Source organism: Flavobacteriaceae bacterium GSB9 (assembly GCA_022749295.1).
Classification (GTDB): domain Bacteria; phylum Bacteroidota; class Bacteroidia; order Flavobacteriales; family Flavobacteriaceae; genus Flavisericum.
The window spans coordinates 3,094,641-3,116,724 of the sequence record CP062007.1; the positions used below are offsets into that span (position 1 = coordinate 3,094,641).

The 22,084-nt window shown below is 32.9% G+C and carries 29 protein-coding genes and 1 tRNA gene; 3 read left to right on the forward strand and 27 right to left on the reverse strand.

Going from position 1 to position 22,084, the window contains the following annotated elements; translation table 11 throughout:
* Positions 1-43: 43 nt before the first annotated feature.
* The 26 genes from GSB9_02742 to GSB9_02771 form a co-directional block, all read right to left on the reverse strand.
* Positions 44-568, reverse strand: coding sequence for a hypothetical protein (locus tag GSB9_02742; protein ID UKM66163.1), 525 nt, complete (start codon positions 566-568; stop codon positions 44-46).
* A 520-nt stretch (positions 569-1,088) separates the two neighbouring features.
* A complete protein-coding gene (locus tag GSB9_02744) occupies positions 1,089-1,688 on the reverse strand; it encodes a hypothetical protein (protein ID UKM66165.2) in 600 nt (199 codons plus the stop codon).
* Positions 1,689-1,878: 190 nt separating this feature from the next.
* Positions 1,879-2,649: a hypothetical protein gene (locus GSB9_02745; GenBank protein UKM66166.2), complete on the reverse strand. Its 771-nt coding sequence runs from the start codon at positions 2,647-2,649 to the stop codon at positions 1,879-1,881.
* A 181-nt stretch (positions 2,650-2,830) separates the two neighbouring features.
* Positions 2,831-3,112 (reverse strand): hypothetical protein, encoded by a 282-nt coding sequence (locus GSB9_02746; GenBank protein UKM66167.1) that lies wholly within the window; start codon positions 3,110-3,112, stop codon positions 2,831-2,833.
* 286 nt (positions 3,113-3,398) lie between these two features.
* Positions 3,399-3,839: a hypothetical protein gene (locus GSB9_02747; protein ID UKM66168.1), complete on the reverse strand. Its 441-nt coding sequence runs from the start codon at positions 3,837-3,839 to the stop codon at positions 3,399-3,401.
* A gap of 168 nt (positions 3,840-4,007) precedes the next feature.
* The gene (locus GSB9_02748) at positions 4,008-4,427 is read right to left on the reverse strand and encodes a DUF3592 domain-containing protein (protein UKM66169.1); all 420 of its coding nucleotides are present in this window, start codon (positions 4,425-4,427) and stop codon (positions 4,008-4,010) included.
* A 141-nt stretch (positions 4,428-4,568) separates the two neighbouring features.
* On the reverse strand, positions 4,569-5,105 hold the full coding sequence (locus GSB9_02749; protein ID UKM66170.1) for a hypothetical protein: 537 nt from the start codon (positions 5,103-5,105) through the stop codon (positions 4,569-4,571).
* A 50-nt stretch (positions 5,106-5,155) separates the two neighbouring features.
* On the reverse strand, positions 5,156-6,004 hold the full coding sequence (locus GSB9_02750; GenBank protein ID UKM66171.2) for an IS3 family transposase: 849 nt from the start codon (positions 6,002-6,004) through the stop codon (positions 5,156-5,158).
* Entirely contained in the window at positions 5,950-6,408 is a 459-nt protein-coding gene (locus GSB9_02751) for a DNA-binding protein (protein UKM66172.1), read from the reverse strand. Before GSB9_02751 ends, GSB9_02750 begins: the two co-directional genes overlap by 55 nt.
* Before the next feature lie 206 nt (positions 6,409-6,614).
* A complete protein-coding gene (locus tag GSB9_02752; protein UKM66173.1) occupies positions 6,615-7,157 on the reverse strand; it encodes a hypothetical protein in 543 nt (180 codons plus the stop codon).
* 122 nt (positions 7,158-7,279) lie between these two features.
* Positions 7,280-7,738 (reverse strand): hypothetical protein, encoded by a 459-nt coding sequence (locus tag GSB9_02753; protein UKM66174.1) that lies wholly within the window; start codon positions 7,736-7,738, stop codon positions 7,280-7,282.
* A complete protein-coding gene (locus GSB9_02754; GenBank protein ID UKM66175.1) occupies positions 7,720-8,091 on the reverse strand; it encodes a hypothetical protein in 372 nt (123 codons plus the stop codon). Before GSB9_02754 ends, GSB9_02753 begins: the two co-directional genes overlap by 19 nt.
* Positions 8,092-8,255: 164 nt before the next feature.
* Positions 8,256-8,717, reverse strand: coding sequence for an RDD family protein (locus tag GSB9_02755; protein UKM66176.2), 462 nt, complete (start codon positions 8,715-8,717; stop codon positions 8,256-8,258).
* Between the two features lie 174 nt (positions 8,718-8,891).
* Positions 8,892-9,554, reverse strand: a complete 663-nt coding sequence (locus tag GSB9_02756) for a hypothetical protein (protein ID UKM66177.2) — start codon at positions 9,552-9,554, stop codon at positions 8,892-8,894.
* Between the two features lie 431 nt (positions 9,555-9,985).
* On the reverse strand, positions 9,986-10,456 hold the full coding sequence (locus tag GSB9_02758; GenBank protein UKM66179.1) for a type II secretion system protein GspG: 471 nt from the start codon (positions 10,454-10,456) through the stop codon (positions 9,986-9,988).
* A gap of 159 nt (positions 10,457-10,615) precedes the next feature.
* A complete protein-coding gene (locus tag GSB9_02760) occupies positions 10,616-11,173 on the reverse strand; it encodes a hypothetical protein (protein ID UKM66181.1) in 558 nt (185 codons plus the stop codon).
* A gap of 155 nt (positions 11,174-11,328) precedes the next feature.
* Positions 11,329-11,754 (reverse strand): hypothetical protein, encoded by a 426-nt coding sequence (locus tag GSB9_02761; GenBank protein ID UKM66182.1) that lies wholly within the window; start codon positions 11,752-11,754, stop codon positions 11,329-11,331.
* A gap of 176 nt (positions 11,755-11,930) precedes the next feature.
* A complete protein-coding gene (locus tag GSB9_02762) occupies positions 11,931-12,434 on the reverse strand; it encodes a hypothetical protein (GenBank protein UKM66183.1) in 504 nt (167 codons plus the stop codon).
* 154 nt (positions 12,435-12,588) lie between these two features.
* Positions 12,589-13,194: a hypothetical protein gene (locus GSB9_02763; protein UKM66184.1), complete on the reverse strand. Its 606-nt coding sequence runs from the start codon at positions 13,192-13,194 to the stop codon at positions 12,589-12,591.
* Between the two features lie 464 nt (positions 13,195-13,658).
* Complete coding sequence (locus GSB9_02765) at positions 13,659-14,003, reverse strand: hypothetical protein (protein UKM66186.1); 345 nt, start codon at positions 14,001-14,003, stop codon at positions 13,659-13,661.
* Between the two features lie 172 nt (positions 14,004-14,175).
* A complete protein-coding gene (locus tag GSB9_02766) occupies positions 14,176-14,673 on the reverse strand; it encodes a hypothetical protein (GenBank protein ID UKM66187.1) in 498 nt (165 codons plus the stop codon).
* Between the two features lie 157 nt (positions 14,674-14,830).
* On the reverse strand, positions 14,831-15,415 hold the full coding sequence (locus GSB9_02767; protein ID UKM66188.1) for a hypothetical protein: 585 nt from the start codon (positions 15,413-15,415) through the stop codon (positions 14,831-14,833).
* 133 nt (positions 15,416-15,548) lie between these two features.
* A complete protein-coding gene (locus GSB9_02768) occupies positions 15,549-16,055 on the reverse strand; it encodes a hypothetical protein (protein UKM66189.1) in 507 nt (168 codons plus the stop codon).
* Positions 16,056-16,203: 148 nt separating this feature from the next.
* A complete protein-coding gene (locus GSB9_02769) occupies positions 16,204-16,950 on the reverse strand; it encodes a cytochrome c (GenBank protein ID UKM66190.2) in 747 nt (248 codons plus the stop codon).
* A 149-nt stretch (positions 16,951-17,099) separates the two neighbouring features.
* The gene (locus tag GSB9_02770) at positions 17,100-17,993 is read right to left on the reverse strand and encodes a hypothetical protein (GenBank protein UKM66191.2); all 894 of its coding nucleotides are present in this window, start codon (positions 17,991-17,993) and stop codon (positions 17,100-17,102) included.
* 108 nt (positions 17,994-18,101) lie between these two features.
* Complete coding sequence (locus tag GSB9_02771; protein ID UKM66192.1) at positions 18,102-19,019, reverse strand: site-specific integrase; 918 nt, start codon at positions 19,017-19,019, stop codon at positions 18,102-18,104.
* A gap of 82 nt (positions 19,020-19,101) precedes the next feature.
* Here GSB9_02771 and GSB9_02772 point away from each other — a divergent pair, with 82 nt between their 5' ends.
* A complete protein-coding gene (locus GSB9_02772) occupies positions 19,102-19,506 on the forward strand; it encodes a hypothetical protein (GenBank protein ID UKM66193.1) in 405 nt (134 codons plus the stop codon).
* A 278-nt stretch (positions 19,507-19,784) separates the two neighbouring features.
* Here the strand turns inward: GSB9_02772 and GSB9_02773 are convergent.
* Positions 19,785-19,857: transfer RNA gene (locus GSB9_02773), tRNA-Phe, on the reverse strand.
* A 185-nt stretch (positions 19,858-20,042) separates the two neighbouring features.
* On the opposite strand from GSB9_02773, the gene GSB9_02774 reads away from it, so the two are divergent.
* Positions 20,043-20,774 carry a type III pantothenate kinase gene (locus GSB9_02774; GenBank protein ID UKM66194.1) on the forward strand — a complete coding sequence of 244 codons (732 nt, stop codon included), beginning with the start codon at positions 20,043-20,045 and terminating at the stop codon, positions 20,772-20,774.
* Complete coding sequence (locus GSB9_02775; GenBank protein ID UKM66195.1) at positions 20,771-22,084, forward strand: hypothetical protein; 1,314 nt, start codon at positions 20,771-20,773, stop codon at positions 22,082-22,084. Before GSB9_02774 ends, GSB9_02775 begins: the two co-directional genes overlap by 4 nt.

The window sequence follows — 22,084 nt, forward strand, 5'->3', positions numbered from 1 at the left end:
CTTGCTTACAACGGTTTGGCTATGAGCAGGCGGGCTTTAAAAGCTACTTACCTGTCAGCCGAAACCATAGTTTTTTAAAAGTATTATTGTTTCGTTTAGCACTGTCTGCCCGCTTGCTTATAGGTGTTGTTGTGCTTTCGTGCTTTTTTATTTTTTTAATTCTCATGTGTTCTTCTGGTCCAAATCTGTCGAACACATAATGGACTATTTGAACTGACTCAAAATTCCAAACATAGTTTTTAAATCCTTCGTTTCCATTTGCTTCTGAGGTCGGTTTTCCAAATTCTTTTTCGAAATGAGATTGAAAGTCGTTAAATGATTTTTTTTGGTCGCTGTAGTCTGTTCGGAAAAATTCTAATTCGTTTAAATGTCCGTTTTTCCTGGGTTCAAAGTGAAATCCGAGCATACAACTTAGTCCATTCAAGGATTTACAAGAAATGGTGTAATAGCCTGTCGTAACATGTTTAAAGTCGTGTCCATTCAATTTCTGGGTCAAAGTTTGTTCGTCAATGTCCCAAGGAATGAAAATGTTGGGTTCGTCAATTTTATATCCTTCTTGAATGTTCATTTTGTCTTTTTCTGCATGAAGCACAACGGTTAGGGCTATGATTGCGTTGCGGAAAAATCCGCAGGATTATTCCGCCGTAAAACAAAGATAATAAAAGTGAAAGGATTTTCCGATAGGAAAATCCGCCGCAATGAATTATAGGCAATGTTAGCTACAGTATTTTATTTTTAACAGATGCTTTAATTTATTTTTTGCGCTTAATGCGAGTCAGTTTTAGGTAATATTTTCTTTTTTTAGAATTAGATTTTCCGTGAGGAAGGTCAGTCGTAGGCAACAGTTGCGCTCTGCTTTGGTCAGTTTGGTTGAGTGAGAAATCAGTTTAGTTTTATACGCTTTTAAAATCAGTTTTATAAGTTTTGAAACCGATTAAATTACTTTTTCAGAGCCGAGTGAGATATTGTAGCTAACGGTTACGTATAAGAATAGTGCGTAGTTTGAGTGCGAGGATTTTCCGAAGGAAAATCAGATGCAAGCAAACAAGCACTAGCTTTTGGTTTAGGAATAAACTTACGCATTATTTTTATACAATGTTACCACCAGTTTTTATTTTTATCAGACTCAAAATTAAAAGTCCGATTAATATAATGTTTGTCCAAAAAGCAAAACGTTTAAATTGCTCACTTTTGTCCGTTTTGAATGTTAATTCTTCCGCGATTAATATTTTGTCTTGGTCAGTATTTTGATTTTCTGTTATTTTAAAATCAAACTGACTTTCTTTTTCTGTAACAACATTCAAATAATCAATTCCGCCATTTTCGTTTTTTCCAACAATCCAAAATTCTGTCGTTCCGTCATTCTCAAACCAAAAATCGGACGTTTTATTTGGCTTTAATTTTTTGTCGAAAGTGACATAGTTTCCTGTTCCGTTCCAGTTGTTATTCCAAAAAGCTATTGCATAAATTTTTAGTTTTTTGTCGGTCAGATTTTCAGTCCGAATATTAACTGGCGTTGAAGCTCCAAATGAATCGTCAAATAATGAATTAAGTCCTAAAGCTAGAAATCCGATTAAAATTCCGAATCCGACGAGTATTTTTAATCCGCTTTTTCGTTTTGTACTAACAAAATAATTAATCAATAAGATTATGAGAAGAAGTAAGGCTGTAAATAGTAATATCGTCATTTTTGAAATTGGTGGTAACGTTCTGTGTATGGACAGTAGGGCAGATTCGAAGCACTTCACTTTCGGTTTACCACCGGGCCAAAACAAACGTTTTTACTTTTAATTTTCTTTTGTCAAACGTCAAAACTTTGTTTTGGCGTTGCCTGCTCAAAGAACAGGACTTTCAATTTATCACTAATTGCCCTATTGGCTATACACCTTGTTGTGCGTTCGTGTTTTTACTTTTAATAATCATTTTCAAGTCAGAGTATAGATAGATTCCTGCTATGGCCATTGCTCCAATTCCTGCTCCTTGCGATTTCCAATTCACGGGATTGAAAATCATGTATACGCCAAAACCAATAAGAAACAAACAGAATGGATAAGCAAACAGTCGAATTATTATCTTCTTAAAAGTCCACTCCTTTTCAGGTAGCTCTATTTTCTCTTGAACAGGAATGTCTTTTTTGACGGCAATAAGGTTTTTCAAAAAGGTGTCAATGTTTCGCTTATTCCAACCAAAGGAAGCTACAGAACTCTTTTTATTAGGGTCGCAAATACTGTTCAGTAGTAGTCGGTCGTTGTCTCTAACTATGGTAATCATTTCTCCCCAACTTCCTGTCCAATTCCAAGGTCTGTACGCTCGAAATATTTTCTTATTATTAAGTTCAATTTGCCATTGGTATTCTTTAGCAGTTCTTTCAATAGCTTCTTGAAATTCTTGGTCTGAGTATTCAACTTTTATTTCTCTAAATCTCAGTCGACTTTTCTGAATAAAGTAAAATACAACAGCTGGAATTATCCATGGCCAAGCTGTCGAAATGAGTTCGTCCGCTGTTCTCACTCCGTCATAAGTTTCAGTCACATAAATTTCAAACAAGCTGAAAAGAGTGAGCCCTGGAATGAATAGTATGAACAATACAATGAAAAAGTGGTCAATAGTCTGCCAACGACTTAGTTTCAGTCGCTTTGTTTGTTTCATTATGTCAATCCATTCTTTATTCATTGGTTTTTTCGCATGACGCACAACGGTCTCGTATAACCGTCAGTTACGAGTTAATATGCTTTACTTTTCGGTTTAGAACTGACGTTAGCAATTCCGAGTGGATTCGGACGTAGTCGAATCCGCCGTAATTGCGGTTATACATTGTTGTACGCAGGTTTTATTTTCCATTTTTTATTAATTTAACAGAGTCTATAATTATAATGATGAAATAAATTATAAGTGCGATTCCACCAATTGGTAGTGTTATAAATATTCCTAACCAAGGAATTACTCCCCAAAAGCAGTTTCCTTCGTGACAAGGTTCATTTGTTATTAATTCAGATAAGTAAGCTCCAATAAATCCAATTATAAAAGGCGAAAATGCTAAAAATATAATTACACCCAACCATAATGGAAATCTAGTCAAATAGTGATTTTTTGTTTTTAAAATTATTCCCATATGTTTTGATTGTAATTTGTAATATTTGAATTTCGGTTAAAGACTTGTATTATCAGTTTTTTTAAATCAGCTATATACACAAATCCATTTTTTTTCATTTCCATTTTCAATTCTGCTTGTGAATTTTTGCTGGTAACTTGCGTACAACGGTTAGTATAACCGTCAGTTATCGGTTTGATTTACTTTGTTTTTCGGTTTGGCACAGGCTTTAGCAATTCCGAGTGGATTCGGACCTAGTCGAATCCGCCGTAATTGCGGTTGTATAGTGTTGTACGCTGGCTTTTTTTCATTCAGTCACTAATTCTGATTTCTTTTTTTCTTTATTAATCAAATATAATACTCTACCAAAGTACATTAAAAATGGAATTCCGCTTCCAAGTGTTAGTGCAAATAGAAAATTGTCATAATTCCAAGCTCCGTAACAAATAAAGAGGAAAGAAATCAGTATTAAAGTCAGTCCGATGTAAATCCAGTTTATTTTGGTCAAAATGTTTTTTGAAAACAATAAAGCAATTGAAATTAGTTTGCCAATTAAAGACACAATAGCTATTAAAATCAGACTGCTTTCAAAAGGATATTCTTGTTGGAATTCAAATCCGCTTTCTATTATCGTCCGAATACTTATAAACTCAATTAATATCATTATTCCGTAACCATGTCCAGCAGGAACTCCAATTAGGATTATTGAGTTTAGAATTAAGGTTAATATTATTGCTCTTTTTATCAATTTTGAGTGTGTTTTCAGCTTGCGTACAACGGTCTCGTATAACCGTCAGTTACGGGTTAATTCGCGTTAATTTTCGGTTTAGCACTGGCGTTAGCAATTCCGAGTGGATTCGGACGTATTCGAATCCGCCGTAATTGCGGTTATACATTGTTGTAGGTAGTTTTTCATTCATATTTTGTTAATCAACCATACAATTCCGATTCCAGAGAATAAAAATCCACCGACTATAAAAATCATTGGAAAATAGGTCTTCCAGAACTCGTTGTTTATCATTATTTCGTATTCGTTATCCTTTTTCAAGTAAATTATATCAATCGGTTCATTTATCCGTTTTGGATTCGCGCTTGAGTCCAACTTTTGGATTGTTTCAATTCCGTTTTTGTCCGTAAATCGAACAACAGGAAAGTGATAGATGTGTGAATCTCCTTCAGCGTCTTTGCTCCGTTCCTCTATAAAGTCAATTATTTTAGCTTTTGTTTTAATTCCGTTTGTTTGTATTCTACGATTTGAATTCCGAATGTAAAATCCCGCGTATAAAAATCCGCCTCCAACTATTAAAAATACAATTGCTCCAATTAAGTTTTCCATTCAGTTTCTTGGGTTGTCAAATTACCTACAACGTTTCGTATAACCGTCAGTTACGGGTTAATATGCGTTAATTTTCGGTTTGGTACAGACTTTAGCAATTCCGAGTGGATTCGGACGTAGTCGAATCCGCCGTAATTGCGGTTATACATTGTTGGGCAACGTTTTTATTAATTCAGCTTTCTGACTTTTTTCAGCGTGTGTCATTGCTATGATAAATTCAGTCAGCTTTAGTGTATCAATATCTAATTGCCCAAGTTGTATGTTTAATTCTTGAAATCCGAGTTCCTCATTCATTTTTGCGATTGCCTTTTTAAATCTTCCTTTTCTTTTAGAGGGTCTAAAACTTTCGGGTACGAGAATACATATAAAATGTTGACCGTAAATGTTTACTGGATATGCTTCTTTAATAATTTCCCAATTTATAAATTCATCGTGTGTTGTTCTGTCGTAAATTCCAATTTCATTTATAATTACTTGTGGTCTTTTGTCAAGTAAGTGAAAAAGTCCAACTGGAATTGCTAATCCGAAAAATATTGTTCCAACCCAACCCATAATTCGGTCAGTTTGAGTTCCATCATCTTTTAATATCATCCAAATTCCTGCTGCAATTAGTGGTGCTGCAAGTAAGAAGAGTTTCAATACTTTTTTATTCGATTTATATAATTTGATTTCGGTCATTGTATTATACTGAAATAGGTTGACTCTTTTTTGGTTACTATTGCTGGTTCTTAAAACTTGAGTTCAAGTAAATTTACATTATTTTTTCGATAGGATTTGTATTTGATGTTTGGATTGAGATGCACATCAGCAGGTTTTCTTAATTTTAAGCTAAAATGTGTTCTTAGATTGTTGTAAATATATACTGCTTGTTTGGTTATTTTCTGAGCTAATTCAGTGCTTTTAATGGTTTGTTTTAGTCCGTATTCATATTTTAACGTTCTGTTAATGCGTTCGGCAACAGCGTTTTCATACGGATCGTATTGTTCAGTCATACTCATTGTAATTCCGTTATCTTCAGCAAACTTTGTGTATTCAGGGTTGCAGTACTGAAAGCCTCTATCGGAATGATGAATGAGTTTTTGGTTGGGATACTTTCTGTTTTTAATGGCCATATCGAGCGCTTTTCTGCAAAGTGATGTTCTCATATGGTTATCGAGGTTATAGCCCATAATTTGCTTGGAATAGGCGTCTGTGACCAATGCTAAATAGTTGTGTCCGTTTTCAGTTTTAATGTACGTTATATCGCTTACCCATAGCTGTTCAGGTCGTTTAGGGACGTGGTCTTTGATCAGGTTTTTGTATTTTCTGTACATATGGTTTGAGTTTGTGGTTGTGATGTAATTTTTAGTTTTAGGAATGAGTAGCTTGTTAAGTCTAAGGAACCGATAGAACTTGTCTCTTCCTATCTTAACATCAGCTTTAATAAAGTCTTGTTTTAGTTCAGTATAGAGTTTAATCCCACCCGTTTTAGAGCCTACTTTTTTACGGTATTCCTTGACCATTTTTATTAGCTTCTGATGGTCTATTTCTTGTTTTTGTTGTGCTTTGAGCCTTTTGTAGAAGGCTTGTTTGCTAATCCCAAAACATCCATAGAGCCATTTTCTTTTATACGGGCTTTTTTCTTTTTCTCTATCTCTTTTGCTAATGTTTTGGGCAATGACTTTTTTGACATATCGACGCCAGTAATAAGTTCCATATCAGCGATGATGTCCTGCTGGAAGTCTTTTTGGAACTCCAGTTCTTCAATTTTTTCCTTTAGTCTTTTAATTTCATCGTTCTTGCTCATACCATTGTTTTGTTGTACTAAGGTACTGTATTTTCTTAACCAATAGGCAATGGTTGTCCTAGGGACATCATATTTTTTGGAAGCCTGATTGTTAGAGATGTGTCCAGTAAGGATTTGGTCAACGACCAAAAGTTTGGTTTCTAGATTGACTTTTTGGTAGCTTTTTTTTCGCCAGTGGTCTTTTTTTGTTTTCATAAGTGACTATAATTAAATGATTAATTTTTAGTCAACCTATTTCAGGAAAGTTCACATTCTCAAATGTTGCCCAACGTGTTTGTGTAAGGATAGTTGCGTGTGCGAGCAACTAACTTACTAAAAATGGAACGAACCAGAGGAAAATCCGTAGGATTTTCCGAGTAGGCTAGAACCAAGCAATTATTTTTACACGTTGTTGGCAATAGTTATTTTCTTATATAATCCTCTGCTATTTTGTCGATTAAGTTTATCCATTGGGATTTTAGATTTTCTTTATCGTCAAACCTTTTTTCATTTCTTAAATAAGTTTTATACTCCGAACCATTTATATTTAGTCGTATGGAGTATCCGTAATTATGACTCATCCATAATTTTGATTTTGGCTCTATCGTTTTTATTTCCGCTTCGTTTTCTAAATAGAAGTCCAAAATATTTTTTAATTCAGGACATTCAGTGATTGGAAATTCTGTGAATTTGTTATTCTTTTTGTACTTAATAACTTTTAAAAATTCTTTTCCATTTTCTTTCCATAAAAACAAGTAAGTTGCTTTATTTCCACGACCATTGTCAAAGAAGTAGTAAGCTTCAAGTAAAGTGTCAACTTTTTTGGCGGTCAGTTCAGTCCGAAAATCAGCGATTTTTTCGTCCATTTTAAAGTCAAAACTTTTCTGTTCAGTTTGTCCAAATGATATTATGGAAACAAATACTAAAAAGAAAAACAGAACTTTATTTTTTAAACGGACTTTCATAATTATTGCCAACGTTTGGTGTATGGTTAGTTGCGTGGTTCAGCAACTAATTTAGTAAACAAATACTTGCCCGAGGAAATTCCGAAGGAATTTTCGTGAGAAGCACTAGCCGTAGCAATTAATTATACACGGTGTTGTAAGCAGTTTTTTTTATTAGTTACCAATTCCGTTAATTTATCCAGTTTACTTTGGTCAATTTTTATCCAGTCTGTTTTTTCAAATTCCAATGTACTAAACTTTTTCAAACTCCGATACATTGGCAAAATCACAGAATTAAAATCTCCATTAAATTCATATATCAGGTTTTGAACTTCTGAACCGTCACTTTCTGAAATCGAAAGATTTACTAAATCTCCACTTGGTGATAATTTGAAAAAATAGATACCAGGTTCAACATTCCATCTAAATTCAGATTCCAAACCTTTTAGGCACAAAATCAAAGCATCACACATTTTGTCCGTTGGATTTTCAGGAATTTTTGAAGTGGTAAAATTTAACTCAAATTCTCCCGATTCAAATTCAATCGGTAACCATCCGTTTTGTGGATTCCCTAAATTCAGTTTTACTTTGTTTCGTACCAATGTTTTCTTTTTTCGTATTCCTCAAATTCTATATCATTCATTTTAAGCAAAGTCTTTGATAAAGTGCGATATTCTGAAAGTCTCTTTTGTTTTAGAAAATCCGTTATCAGATAATAAACAAAATCGTGCTCTAAATCCGTTAATGTCAGTTTTGAGTATCGTTTTCTTGATTTTGGGTATTGTTTCCAAAATCGTTTGTAATCAGCGTAAATTTTGTCCGTTACTTTTTCGATTATTTCAGTCAGCAATTCAGTAGGAATTCTGTTATTAGAAATTCCAGTATAGTATACCTCAATTTCTGCGAAGAAATTTTTCTTTGGTTCAATACTATTTTTAGTTTTCCAGAATGTCATTTCTCAAATTGCTTACAACGTTCTCGTATAAGAATAGTGCGTAGTTTGAGTGCGAGGATTTTCCGAAGGAAAATCAGATGCAAGCAAACAAGCACTAACTTTGGTTTTAGGAATAAACTTACGCATTATTTTTATATGGTGTTGTGAGCTGGCTTTTTCATTATTTAGCTTAATATTATTTCATAGAGCCATATCAAGGCGTAAGTATTGGCTAAAGCGAATAATAATCCAAAAATCAGGTTTTTATTAATCCGATAATTTTTTAATTCATTCCTTATAGTTTTTAGAGTACATTCTTTATTAATTCCAATTTTGGTTCCTGCAATTCGGTCGCCAATTCTTCTAGTTGGGCTAAAAATTGTAAATATTAGGTCGAATGGAATGATGAAAAGAAAATTCCTGAATGAGCATTTCCATTCAGACGCTTTTTGGTCAGTCAGATTTTGGACTTGAATATTGAATAATCTTTTTCCAATGCTTTTTCCATTAAGAAAATCTTTGTTCATTGTTATTGGATAGATTATCATTATTCCTAAAAATATATTGTCCGTAATTTTAAATGTTAAATATCCGATTATACACATAATCAAATAGTCTACTGCAAATGCTTTAATTCTATTTTCCAATTTTGAAGTCAGATGTTGGTTTGGTCAAGCTTGCTCACAACGGTTATGTATAAGATTAGTTGCGTGGTTTAAGCACCTAATTTAGCAAATACAAACCGAATAGAAAATCCGCGAGGATTTTCGTAAGTAGGCTTGCACTAGCAATTAATTTTATACGGTGTTGTACAACGTTTTTTATTCCATTATTTGTCCAATTAAACCATTGTCGATTTTCTCAGTGTTTAGTTTTATATATCTATAAGATTTGATTTTAGACTTGTCAAATTCCAAAATCAGCACTTTATTTTTATTCGAGTATGCAATTCCATTATCGAAAGTCAGAAAGTCATTTCCGAATTCTGATTGCAATTCCGTTTTTGAAAGTCCGATGAGATTAGCTTTTCCTAAATCCGAATCTTTATTAAAAACTCTTAATTCGATTAGCGTTTCAGTTTGGTCTTCGTACCTGTGTTTATTTTCTCCGTGTTTGAAAACTATGATTTGGTCTATTTTTCTTGCGTCATCAAATTTTTCGGCTGGGTAATAATAGACATAAAAAATAGAGTCTTTTATTTTCGGATTAAAATAGAATTCAGTTCCATTTGTAACGCTTGTTGTGAATCGCATTTCTTTCTTTTCCTTAAAGTCTAAAAGGTCAATTGGATTTTCAAGAAATTCAATAAGATTGCTATTAATTGTTGATTTCGCTTGCTGATTTTCGACAATTTCAATTTTGTTTTCAATCTCTTCAGGTTCGTATTTGTCTTGAATTGCAATTATTCCCAAAACGAAAAATCCGATTAGGAATATTGCACCAATCGAAGCGAGAATTAATAATATTTTCAGGACATTTTTCAAATGTTGTACAACGGTTTTGTGTAAGCGTCAGTAACGGGAAAGTGCGCGAGTACTTTCCGCTGACGCACCTAATTTAGCAAAACGAGTTGAATTTCCCATTAGGAAATTCAGCCGTTATTGCGCTTACACGTTGTTGTAGCACGTTTTTATTTATTATACACTCAATACATTTATCATTCCTCCAATGATTATTAAAATACCCATTGTCAAATAACTTCTTTTGTTGGATATTTTTCCGTTCATTAATTTTATTCCAAAGTATATGTTTGTAAAACTTAAGATAATATTTAAGAATATTACCCAATTTGGATACATAAAAGCAAAAAGTATATCTGTATAATGATATTTGTAATAAAGCAATATCATTTCATAAATCCAGCAAACAGACAATATTATTTGGATTAAACCTAAAACTGAATTAATCTTTTTTTTCATTTGACAGACTTAATATCATCATCAGTTCCAAATTTTCCATCCGAACCTGCTGAAATGATTAAAAATCCAATACCACTTTGAGTCAATGAATATTGATAAGGTCTATTCCAAGAGTCAGTTTTCCATTCTTGTCGCATAGGGTTATTTCCAATTAATTCATTTAGGTCAGTTGGGTAAATTCCAAATTTTTCTTTCCATTTTTCCATTCTTTCGGTTATCTCTACAATTTCCTTTTTTGTTTTTTTAGGGAAAATTGATGTGCGCTGGTAGCTAAAAAAGATAAATGCACTTATTGTTCCAATTGCTAAAACAGAAATAACCATAATAGAACTTGGTTGTAGAAAATATCTTTGGAAAGGTCTCTTTTTTCCATCAGCTTTTTCCATTTTCGAGATTTTTCTATGATGTTTAAAATCTTCTCGAATAAGTCCAAATTCAGCTAAAGTCGACAGTATTAATTCAATCATTCGGTCGTTTTCGGAAATGTGCTACAACGGTCTCGGCTATGAGTAGTTGCGTGGGTTAGCACTTAATTTTTCAAGTACACACCAAACTGAAAATCCGCTAGGATTTTCAGAAGTAGGCGAGAACGAGCAATTACTAATAGCCATTGTTGTGCGTAGTTTTTAATTCAATTCAACTTTGAGTTTAGATTCGATTAGTCCATTAATTAACAATTCGATTTCGAACTCATTTTCTATATTCATATGGGCGAAGTGTGTCCGTCCATATTCACAAATTCTTTTTACAATCTTTCCAATTACAATCAATAAGACTTTTTGGATTTTACTCTCATACTGATAATAATTCGGAAATATTGCTTTTGTATTCCAGTTAGTTGATTCTATTTTCCCAATTTCTAGTTTGTATCTGATGTTTTCGGCTTTTCTCATATCCGATTCAAAAACCACAGAAGCCATAAAGTCTTTTTTGTCAGTTCGATATTCAACCATTATCTTTTCTATTAGTTCAGGTACTTTTAAAAATAGAATTCCGCCAGCAAAAGTGTTTATTACGAGAAATTTTCCTTTGTCCAAAAAGAATTCAAAATCCGCTTTGAGAAATTCCTGTTCCTTTAAACTTAAATTTGAAGAAATAAGTTCAAATTCTCTATCAAGGTCAAAATGAAAATTCTGCCCTGTTTTGAATTTAATATGTTTTATTTCATCTGTTAGATTACTCATTTTCTCAAATTACGCACAACGGTCTCGTATAACCGTCAGTTACGGATTTAAAGTTAATAATTTTCGGTTTAGAACTGGCGTTAGCAATTCCGAGTGGATTCGGACACAGTCGAATCCGCCGTAATTGCGGTTATACATTGTTACCCAACGTTTTTTTATATCCAAGCTATAACAGTTATTATTCCAATTAAAATCAGTCCGACAAGTAATATTCCAATCCCAATACAACCAACTTTAAAAATTTTATCTTTCCAAGTTTCTTTATATTCAGGAAACTTTTTTTTCGGTTCTTTTTCCTTATTTATTAATTCAACATAATCAAAAAAGAACTCGCCATCTTCGTCAATCCAATCAATGTCAAGTCCAACTGACGCAATTTTATTTTCGTTGTATTCAAGATTTTCAGATTCAATCCCTGCTTTTAGTAATTCAGCAGCATAGAGTTCGAGTCCTTTCCTATTAGCTTTTATGCAACTTTCGTCTGGTCCTCCGCCGTATTGATAAAATCCGAAATAAGCTTTGTCTTTTTCGTTCCGATTTTCAAGTTCAGTTATTAATTTTTTTAGTTCCTCGTCGGTCATTTCAAATGTTGGGTAACGTTTATGTATATGGAAAGTTGCGTGTTTGTGTGCGAGGATTTTCCGAAGGAAAATCAGAAGCTAGCAAACGAGCAACTAACTTTGGTTTAGCTAAAACTAGCAATTTTTTTTATACGGTGTTGGCAAATCGTTTTTTATTTTATTTCAATTATTGGTATTTATTCATCCTCAAAATCGTCTAAATCTATAGTTGGAATGTTTTTTTCTTTTTTAGTTCTTAAGTCAGGGCAATTTATTAATTCGGTTCTTTTTTTAAATTCCGATATAGTTTTGTTTTTCCAAGAATCCAAATTTGTGGAATCAATTTTGTCAAAGTCAAAATCCGCTTTATTCAGTTCCATTTTGTCCCAAGTGTAAGAACTTTTTAAAATAATTTTATCATTAGTTTTTGATAAGACAATCAACGTGTCATTATTTGTCATAAGCCGATTAACAGAAGAATCAAAATCCGAAAGTATAATTCCGTTGTCGATTTGTTTAACTTTATGAATCCAAACAATATCAGATTTACTTGAAAGCATAATTGTATATTGGTCAGTTATTTTATACTCATTATAACTTCCATCTTTATTGCATTTATACCAAGTTCCAATTATTTTTTTTTGGCAAGACGTCTGGCAAATTAAAAGAAAAAAAGTAAATATAATTTTCGGGTATTTCATTTTTCAAATGTTTGCCAACGTTTGGTATAAGGAAAGTTGCGTGTTTGTGTGCGAGGATTTTCCGAAGGAAAATCAGAAGCTAGCAAACGAGCAACTAACTTTGGTTTAGCTAAAACTAGCAATTTTTTTTATACGGTGTTAGGCACTGTGTTTTTCAATTTTTTCTTATTAAGTCATCTTCGTTATAGTAAATTCCATCTTTTCCAGCAGAAATTAGTTTATAATTTACAGAGTCAATTAATTCATATTTATATGGGTTTTTCCAGCTATCTGCTTTCCAACTTCCCCAAATAGGTTTTCGTCTAATAAATGATTCATAATTTTCTGGGAAAACTCCATTGTGATTTTTATAAAGACTTAATTCAGTCGTAATTTTATTCATTTCGTCTTTAGTTCTGTCTTCATTAATATATTCATTTGTGATAAATTCAGCACCTTTAAATATTCCAGTTGTCAAAAGAGTTAGAGTTAAAGGAAATAAAATAACTACAATTAGTAAACTAAATGCAAGATATCTAGTTGCCGATTTTTTTCCATCTCGTTTTTCAATCTTATCAAAAATATCAAAAAGTGCCCAAATCATAATGATTATGTGAGGAAACCAAAAAGGAATTAAATTCAAGAAGTCTATATTTAAAATAAGATAGGTTGAAACTATATCTAATAATAAAATAATTCCACCTTTTTTAAAGTCTTTTAGAATAAACTGTCCTGCTCCTGGTAAAAAGAAAGATATAATAAATGGAAATAGGTTTTTCATTTTACGGCAATTTTGGTTTACATTGTGCCTAACGTTTGGTATATGGAAAGTTGCGTGTTTGAGTGCGAGGATTTTCCGAAGGAAAATCAGAAGCTAGCAAACAAAGCAACTAACATTGGTTTAGGATAAAACTAGCAATTTTTTATATACTGTGTTATGCACTGGCTTTTTCTTTCTCTAAAATCAATAGAGATAATATCACTACACCAAGTAAAGGATAAAATAAAGTAGCTATACAACTCAATACAATATATTTCAAGTTCATTTTTCTAAAATCAATTATTAGAAGGATAAGAATAATCAATCTACTAAGATAATTTACGTAATTAGGTATTTCACTCGTTAGAGCATATGTTTCATCATTGCTCATATCAAACAATAAATATCGGACATATAACCAAGGCATCCCAAATAAGGATGATATTATCATTATTATTATGTACTTATTTAAAACTTTTAGTAAACTAGTCATACCTGTTTGTTTTAATAATTTCTATTTTTTGATAAGCTGAAATAAAGAAAAAGAATATAACTCCTAATAAAGAAGAAAAAAAAGTCAATATTAATATTGGGATTGATTTTATTCTTTTCTCATTCATTTCTTTGGCTAGTAAAATGATAAATACAATATTAATTAAGAAATCAAGTGCTGATGTCAAATATCGGTTTCCTAGTGTAAGTGTTTCTCCGTCAGGTAATTCAATCTTTAATATATTTGGCCATATAGACAAGATGATTACAGTTAATAAGCGAGAAAGTATCATTGCTGAAATCACCAAAATAGTATACTTTTTAATCAGTTGTTTCATATTGTTACTTGAGTTTTTTCAGCTTGTGCATAACGGTTAGTATAAGAATAGTTGCGAGTTTACGTGCGAGGATTTTCCGTAGGAAAATCAGACATAGTAAACTTGCAACGACCATTGGTTAAGCCCAAAAGTGAGCAATTATTTTTATACATTGTTAGCCACTGGCTTTTATTCAGTTCCACATTTTTTTAATTTTATCAATCCATTTCTTTTTCACGTGTTCAGTTTTCATTCTCATTTTCTTAATTGGATTAAAGTCAACTTCGTAAGCGGTTTCAATAATTCGCTTTTTTGGTTTGTAAATTTTTCCATTTTCGTCCTCAATAAACGGATAACAATAAACTGTATTTTTAAATCTCGGATTGTCAATTGGGATTTCAAATTTCATAACAGCCTTTTTAATAAAGTCCATTTTAAATCCGTTATTTGATAGTTCCCTTTCAAGTATTCCACGTAATTTTTTCAAATCCGCTTTTAGTGGTTTGATATCAGTTTCTTCGGGTGAAATTCCGTTATTCAGAATGTCAATTTCAATTTCTTTTACATTTTTGTCACGTGCAATGAAATTCAGCCAGTCTGCCATATATCCGCCATCATAGTATCCAAGTGTGCTCAAATAACTCAAGGCTAAATTTCCTGGTATTCCATTTAAGTTTCTCGTTTTTCCCATCGCTTGGTTTCAGCTTGTGGCTAACGTTGTTGTATATGGTTTGTTGCGTGTTTTAAGCACCTAATTTAGCAAATACAAACCGAATAGAAAATCCGCGAGGATTTTCGTAAATAGGCTAGAACTAGCAATAAATTATATACGGTGTTACCACACGTTTTTATTTTATTTCTATTTCAATTTGGTCAGACATTCTTGAATAATAAAACACCTGAATTTTATATTTTCCTTTCGGCAATGTATTCTTTGAGTTCGATTCAGTTTTCTTTAAAATCGGGATTTTTAATAAATCGACAGAATATTCTTTTATTTCATTTGGTTTTAAGTGAACTTCATATTCTTTTAAGTCTTCTGGTGTAAATAATTGAGAACTTAAAATATGATTTGAAACTTGGCTTGTCAGTTCTACATTTTTTAAGTCCATAATTGATGCTCCGGTTCCGATTGGATGTTCCCAATAATCTCTAATCATTATTTTTTCGGTGTTTTGGGATTTGTTTTTCCAAATGAGTTTTATTTCAATTGGTTTGTCAGCATAGTATTCTTTTTCCGCTTTGATATTGAATTCAACCTTGTCTGAAGTCGGATAGCCAGGAAATTGGATTTGTGCGTTTAATTCCGCATTCAGATTTTCTTTTTGAGCGTCTTTCTTAACTCCTTTCGCGAAGTCAAACATTTCAAGTCCGAAATAAGCAATTCCGATAATTATAATTCCAATTATTGTTATTAAAATTCCTTTTTTCATTGGTCTTGTCAAATGTGTGGTAACGGTTTGTGTAAGGATAGTTGCGTATGCGAGCAACTAACTTATTAAAAAGGAACGAACCAGAGGAAAATCCGCAGGATTTTCCGAGTAGGCTAGAACCAAGCAATTATTTTTACACGGTGTTGGCATTAGTAATTTTTATTCGGTTTTTTGATTTTCCATTGTCAGATATTAAAGTCAGTCCGCTATTTTCATCCTTTTCAATAGTCCAATGAAATGACTTTATTCCAGTTTCCAAAACTTCGATTTTATTTTTTAATCGGTCGTAAAAAATCAAGTCATTATTGGCTCTGGTATGAACTCCGCTTTTAATCGGATTTGAATTCCATTTTTGCAGATAAATACCTTTCTCTGTTCTAAAATACCAATCTCCATAAAATTCTTTTCCGAACGCATTTTTTGGTTCCGTTTTGATGTGAACGAAGGCAGGTCCAAATCTTAATTCTCCAGCATATTTGCTTAAGATTTTCAATTCAGCGAATGAAGTCAATATTGACCATTCATTTTTGAGGTCAGCATAAGAGTCATAGTCCGCATTTTTGTCAATCCGCTTTTTTTGTAATAGAAGGACAAGGACTAAAATTCCAAGGATTATATATAAAATTGTTGATGTTTCCATTATTAATGCCAACGTTGATGTGTAAGGATAGTTGCGTGTTTAAGCAACTAACTTACTAAAAATGGAACGAACCAGAGGAAAATCCGCAGGATTTTCCAAGTAGGCTAGAACCAAGCAATTGTTTTTACACGGTGTTGCCACCAGTTTTTTATTCCGATTTACTGTATTCTATTAGTTTTTCTATTTCATTTTCGGTCAATAATTTCCCGAAAGCTTTTCTATGATAGCTAATACCAAATTCAGTTTTGTCTATTTCATTTAAATCTTTTGAATCAAGAATCCATTTTTTAAATTCCAATTCTTTTATTCCACCAAATGCTGGTCCGGTCATATTTTTGTTTTTATGATGACAAGCAGCACAGTTTGCATAAAATAAACTCCGACCAGAATAAGGTGTTATTTTATTAGAAAATCCGATACTTTCAGAATTTAAAGTTGTGTCACTATCCTTAAATTTTATTGATTTAAAAATTTCCAAAATCAAGTCCTCATCCGCTATGTTTTTTCCAATCAAATTAAATCGGTTTTCTTTGTATGCTTTTTCGATATAAATTCCAATTGTCCCATTTCCAGTTTCTTTTGGTTTGGTTATCAATGCAATTTTTCCATTTATTGTGTCGGTCGCGAAAAGCTGTTTTTCACCATCTTCATAGCTAAAGTCATAAGAATACCAGCCATAGTCAAAAGTCAATGAGTCGTTTCCATTTGTGATGCCGCCAACATAGCTGTCTATTCCGTCAAATTCAATTTTTTTCCAGTGTTCTGGAATTTTAATGTGAAAAGCACCAAAATTAAAATCATCATTATTTGACTTTTGGGAATTTGAACTAAATAAGAAGTAAATACTTATTGATAGCAATAAAATTATTCCAAAATATATTGTCAATTTATTCATTTTTCAAATTGGTGGCAACGGTTAGTATATGAAAAGTAGGCGATTACGTAGCTCTGAGATTTCAAGCAAATACAAAGTTTGATGCGAGCCAAAAGCCTTGATGTTAGTGTTATTTCGCCTATTTTTTATATACAGTGTTAGCATGCGTTTTATTCTATTTCCCCAACAAAAGTCAGTTCTGGCCAATCCTTATCGAACTTCTTCCGAATAACAAAAGTGCTGGTTAGACCCAAGCTATTTCTAAATATAATTGATTTCAATTCCCAGTTCTTTTCGTCATGCGGTCTTATCGCACCTAGTCCAGCATTAACCAATTTGAGGTCTAAATGACTTATTATAGAAGGATTTGCAAACTGAGCAGTTGGAGTATATTGTATAGAATATTCATAAATTCCCGTTGATACGTTATAATTCAATTTTTCTTCAATTATGTTTTCATTAGGTTTTTTATATACTGGAGTAGTAAAAACTACATTAAAGCTGCTCTTACTTTGAAAACTCATTGATTCAGCATTTTTGTTTAAATCAAATAGACCAAGAGCAGAAGTTGGAATTGATAACTTTGGGAATAGCTTTGATTTATCATTATTAAAAATCAATAATCTGTTTGGTTTTCCTTCTCTTTCCTGAGTATTCCAGTAAGCATATAGTTCGTCATTGTTTTCGAAACCGTAATAATTCCCACTATTAATCGACTCAAGTGTTTTTTTTACAATGCTGTCATGAAAACCAAGAATGCTCTTTGAAGTAGAATCAAAAGTGTAGATGAGTTCAATATTTAAATCGGTCAATGGGTAACTGAGTCTCTGAATATTATTGATAGCACTATCAAGTTTTTTAATTGTTAATTCCTGTCTTGAAACATCTTCTTGAATCTGTTTTAGCTTTTCGGTTTTTGAATCAGAATCAGACTTAAGTTTGAATCCAAAGCCTATGACTGATAGTGTCAAAGAAATTATGATTCCATAAATTGCTATACGACCATGTTTAGTCAGTCGTCCTTCTTTGTCTTTATAGTCATAAACCATAAATACTGAAAACACCAGTCAAGATTATGGTTAGAAGACTCACTATTTCAATTATTCCAAAATCCATCTGTTATCTGTCCATTTAATGCATGCTAACTATTTAGTAAACGTATTTTATTGCGTTTATTTCTTATTTGTAAATGTATTAAATTTCCCAATCTTTTCGAAAGGACTTTCAATATTTATGAGATTAGTTGTACTTACATGGGTGTAAATTTCTGTAGTCTTAGAGCTGTTGTGGCCTAACAGCTTTTGTATGTATCTGAGATTTGTTCCAGCATCCAAGAGATGTGTCGCAAAGGAGTGTCTTAAACTGTGAACCGTGGCTGGCATAGTAACACCAGCTTTACGCTTGGAACGATTAAAGACTTGCCTTATGCTTGAAACGCTATATTGACCGCCATTTGGTCCTTCAAATAACCATTGCTTTGGTCTGTATACCCTATAATAAGCCCTTAGCTGTTCCAACAAGCTGGGAGATAACAACGTTATCCTGTCCTTTTTCCCCTTGGCGTTTCTGACCCAAACACGCATATTGGAAGAGTCTATATCCTCGACTTTTAAGTTGGTGCATTCGGATATTCGTAGTCCACAACCATATATAATGGAAAGTATAGTTTTATGCTTAATATTTCTTGTGGCATGCAATATGGAAGACACTTCTTCCATGGACAGAACTTTAGGTAAGGTCTTTGCCTTTCTGGGCCTACAAAAATCATAAGATACCTTGGGAAGGTTCAGGACCTTCTCTATATAGAATTTAATGGCGTTTATGCTCTGGTTTTGGTAGGATGCCGATACAGTATGCTTGGTTACCAATTCTTTGTGATAGTGCATTATATGCGATGTGGTGACCTGATGGAGTGGCATTGGGTGAATGTATGCAAGGAACTGCTTAAACATGTGCATATAGGTCTTAATGGTGTTCGGGCTGTACTTTTTTAAGGTAAGTTTTTGATGCATCAAATCCATCGCCAATTGATAATCAGCTTTGGCAACAGCTATATTTTGACTTGGTATTGGGAACGAATGCATTTTCATGGTACAAAATTGATGTTATATAATGATTTAACCGTATATTTAAACGTTTATATACGTATATAAACGTTTAAAAAAAAGGATTATGAAAATGAAATTCTGTTTGTCCTGTAGCAAGGAGTTGGTAGGGAGAACCGATAAGAAGTTCTGTGATGCCCAATGTAGAAGCACCTATCACAACCAAAATCGACCACAGCACGAAATCACCATCCAGAAAATCAATAGTATTCTTCGAAGGAACAGGAGCCTATTGGCCCATTTTTGTCCAAGTGGAAAGAGTACTGTTAGGAAAGATGTGTTATTGCAATCTGGCTATAGCCTTGAGTTGTTCACCCATATATATCCATTTAAAAATGGGATCTATTATTTCTGTTATGATTATGGTTTTCTCCCAATAAAAGATGATAAGGGGGTAGAAAAGATGCTTATTGTACAGAAACAGGATTATATGGATAACCTAATATTCAATCCTTGGGAATCTTTATCTTGAATGTTACCAATTACCGATCTAAAAATATTAATGAGTTTGGGCTAAATATGGTCTGTTTAATAAACAAAAAACCTTTTAATCGTACATAAATCGTACAATTTATAAAAACAAAAAACCCGCAACATCTACAAATAAAGATAGTTACGTATTTTTTTGCTAAAGTGAAAGGCATGTCAGTGCCACATTTTTTTGAATAAAAATAATAATAACTTAGCACCTTAATCATCACCCTAAAAAACATAAAACCCTGTAAAACAAGCGTTTACAGGGTTTAGAAGTGGTACCTCCAGGAATCGAACCAGGGACACAAGGATTTTCAGTCCTTTGCTCTACCAACTGAGCTAAGGTACCTCGCCAAAGCGGTTGCAAATATATGTCCATTTTTGTAATTCGCCAAAATAAAAATAGAAAAAAATATAATGAATTGCATTTTTTTAACGGTTGGAGCACTAACTCATTTATATTTAATATTATAAGGTATTTATTGGTCAAATATTGTTTATGCTTTTGTAAATTTACCCTTTTTTGGAATACAAATGAACTTAATAATTGACGTTGGAAATACTTATGCTAAATTGGCTGTTTTTAATGGTTTGGTATTGCAACACAAGGATACAGTTAAGCTAGAATTAGTTTTAAGCACCATCGAAAACCTTAAAACTAACTTTATGCCAATAAAAAGGGCCATTGTATCGTCCGTTGGAAAACTACACCCAAGGGATGTCCAGCAAATAACCAAACATTTCGATGTGTTGGTTTTAAATTCAGAAACAAATTTGCCGTTCAAAAATTTATACAAAACACCCAAAACTTTAGGGGTAGACAGAATAGCCTTGGTAAGTGCAGCGGTGAGTCAGTTTCCAAAAAACAATGTGCTTATTATTGATGCGGGTACTTGTATAACCTATGATTTTATAAACGCCCAAAATGAATATTTAGGAGGGGCCATTTCACCTGGTTTACGTATGCGCTATGAGTCATTACATAATTTAACCGCTAACTTACCGTTATTGAATACAGAAACCCCTTATCAAATTACTGGGAGCTCTACAGAACAATCGATGCACTCGGGCGTAGTTAACGGAATTATTAACGAAATAGATGGTGCAATTCAAACATATAAACTTAAATATCCAGATTTAACAGTTATTTTAACAGGAGGCGATGCTAATTTTTTGTCTAAGCAATTAAAAAGTAGCATATTTGCCAATCTTAATTTTCTTTTAGAAGGATTAAGCTTTATTTTACAATTTAATTCGGACGAATGATAAAAAAACTTGTATTAGTTTTTGCTATAGTATTTACTGTTCACTGTTACGGACAAGAAGGCACCGCTTCCCCTTACTCTTTTTATGGTATAGGAAGCATTAAGTTTAAAGGTACGGTTGAAAACCGGAGTATGGGCGGACTAAGTATTTATAACGATAGTATTCATATTAACTTACGTAATCCTGCCTCTTATGCAGGAGATAATGTTGGTATTTATCCTTACGGCGGAACCAGTAGGCCAGTTAAATTTACCGTAGGCGGAACTTATTCTAGTAGAGATTTAAAAACGAGCTCAAGTAGCGATAAGGCTTCATCTACTACGTTTGATTATTTGGCGTTATCTATTCCTTTGGGAAAATTTGGTTTTGGTTTTGGAATGTTGCCTTACACTTCTGTTGGTTACAAACTTGAATCTTTAAACGATAATGACCAAATCGATAGCAGATTTAAAGGAGAAGGAGGCGTTAATAAGGTGTTTTTAGGTTTAGGTTACCAAATAACAAAGGGGCTAACAGCTGGTATCGATTTACATTATAATTTTGGAAATATCCAAAACAGTATTCTAAGCTATCAATATGACGATGGTCGGCCAACCCAATATCAAACTAGTGAAAGAAACCGGTCAGATTTAAGCGGGCTAAACGTTAATTTGGGGGTTTCGTATAAAACCATAATCAAGAAAGATTTAGAACTTGTTTCAAGTGTGATGTTTACGCCACAGAGCAACATAGCCTCTAAAAACGAGCGGTCTATTTCTACGGTTAGTGTAAATTCTTCAGGCCAAGAATTTATAGTTAATACTAGCGAATCTGATTTGGAAGCTATGGGGCTAAAGGAAACCGATTTGGTGATGCCTTCTAAACTAACTTTTGGTGCGGGCTTAGGAAAACCTAGAAAGTGGTTTCTTGGAGCCGAAACAAGTTTTCAAAAAACAAGTGAATTTTTCAACGCCCTTTACGCAACCCAGCAAACAACTTACGAAGATGCTTTTTCTTTTTCTTTAGGAGGGTTTTACATTCCCAACTATGGTTCTTTCGATAGTTACTGGAAACGAATTGTTTACAGGGCCGGTTTTAGAAACGAACAAACAGGATTAAACATCGAAAACGAATCAATAAAAGAGTTTGGCATATCTTTTGGTGTAGGTTTACCAGTTGGTGATGCCAGGCTACTATCTAATGCTAACTTAGGTGTTGAATTTGGTCAACGAGGAACAACCAACAGCAATTTAATACAAGAGAATTTTATTAATTTCCAATTAAGCTTATCTTTGAACGATAGATGGTTCCAGAAAAGAAAGTATGATTAA

Bases quoted from the DNA above. Each gene is read 5' to 3' on its own strand.
- GSB9_02751 (UKM66172.1), bottom strand. From the start codon at position 6,408: ATGAAAACAAAAAAAGACCACTGGCGAAAAAAAAGCTACCAAAAAGTC.
- GSB9_02749 (UKM66170.1), bottom strand. From the start codon at position 5,105: ATGACCGAAATCAAATTATATAAATCGAATAAAAAAGTATTGAAACTC.
- GSB9_02744 (UKM66165.2), bottom strand. From the start codon at position 1,688: ATGACGATATTACTATTTACAGCCTTACTTCTTCTCATAATCTTATTG.
- GSB9_02766 (UKM66187.1), bottom strand. From the start codon at position 14,673: ATGGGAAAAACGAGAAACTTAAATGGAATACCAGGAAATTTAGCCTTG.
- GSB9_02769 (UKM66190.2), bottom strand. From the start codon at position 16,950: ATGAATAAATTGACAATATATTTTGGAATAATTTTATTGCTATCAATA.
- GSB9_02742 (UKM66163.1), bottom strand. From the start codon at position 568: ATGAACATTCAAGAAGGATATAAAATTGACGAACCCAACATTTTCATT.
- GSB9_02763 (UKM66184.1), bottom strand. From the start codon at position 13,194: ATGAAAAACCTATTTCCATTTATTATATCTTTCTTTTTACCAGGAGCA.
- GSB9_02771 (UKM66192.1), bottom strand. From the start codon at position 19,019: ATGAAAATGCATTCGTTCCCAATACCAAGTCAAAATATAGCTGTTGCC.
- GSB9_02748 (UKM66169.1), bottom strand. From the start codon at position 4,427: ATGGAAAACTTAATTGGAGCAATTGTATTTTTAATAGTTGGAGGCGGA.
- GSB9_02758 (UKM66179.1), bottom strand. From the start codon at position 10,456: ATGATTGAATTAATACTGTCGACTTTAGCTGAATTTGGACTTATTCGA.
- GSB9_02774 (UKM66194.1), top strand. From the start codon at position 20,043: ATGAACTTAATAATTGACGTTGGAAATACTTATGCTAAATTGGCTGTT.
- GSB9_02746 (UKM66167.1), bottom strand. From the start codon at position 3,112: ATGGGAATAATTTTAAAAACAAAAAATCACTATTTGACTAGATTTCCA.
- GSB9_02762 (UKM66183.1), bottom strand. From the start codon at position 12,434: ATGAAATACCCGAAAATTATATTTACTTTTTTTCTTTTAATTTGCCAG.
- GSB9_02761 (UKM66182.1), bottom strand. From the start codon at position 11,754: ATGACCGACGAGGAACTAAAAAAATTAATAACTGAACTTGAAAATCGG.
- GSB9_02772 (UKM66193.1), top strand. From the start codon at position 19,102: ATGAAAATGAAATTCTGTTTGTCCTGTAGCAAGGAGTTGGTAGGGAGA.
- GSB9_02775 (UKM66195.1), top strand. From the start codon at position 20,771: ATGATAAAAAAACTTGTATTAGTTTTTGCTATAGTATTTACTGTTCAC.
- GSB9_02754 (UKM66175.1), bottom strand. From the start codon at position 8,091: ATGACATTCTGGAAAACTAAAAATAGTATTGAACCAAAGAAAAATTTC.
- GSB9_02752 (UKM66173.1), bottom strand. From the start codon at position 7,157: ATGAAAGTCCGTTTAAAAAATAAAGTTCTGTTTTTCTTTTTAGTATTT.
- GSB9_02768 (UKM66189.1), bottom strand. From the start codon at position 16,055: ATGGAAACATCAACAATTTTATATATAATCCTTGGAATTTTAGTCCTT.
- GSB9_02765 (UKM66186.1), bottom strand. From the start codon at position 14,003: ATGAAACAACTGATTAAAAAGTATACTATTTTGGTGATTTCAGCAATG.
- GSB9_02745 (UKM66166.2), bottom strand. From the start codon at position 2,649: ATGAAACAAACAAAGCGACTGAAACTAAGTCGTTGGCAGACTATTGAC.
- GSB9_02760 (UKM66181.1), bottom strand. From the start codon at position 11,173: ATGAGTAATCTAACAGATGAAATAAAACATATTAAATTCAAAACAGGG.
- GSB9_02767 (UKM66188.1), bottom strand. From the start codon at position 15,415: ATGAAAAAAGGAATTTTAATAACAATAATTGGAATTATAATTATCGGA.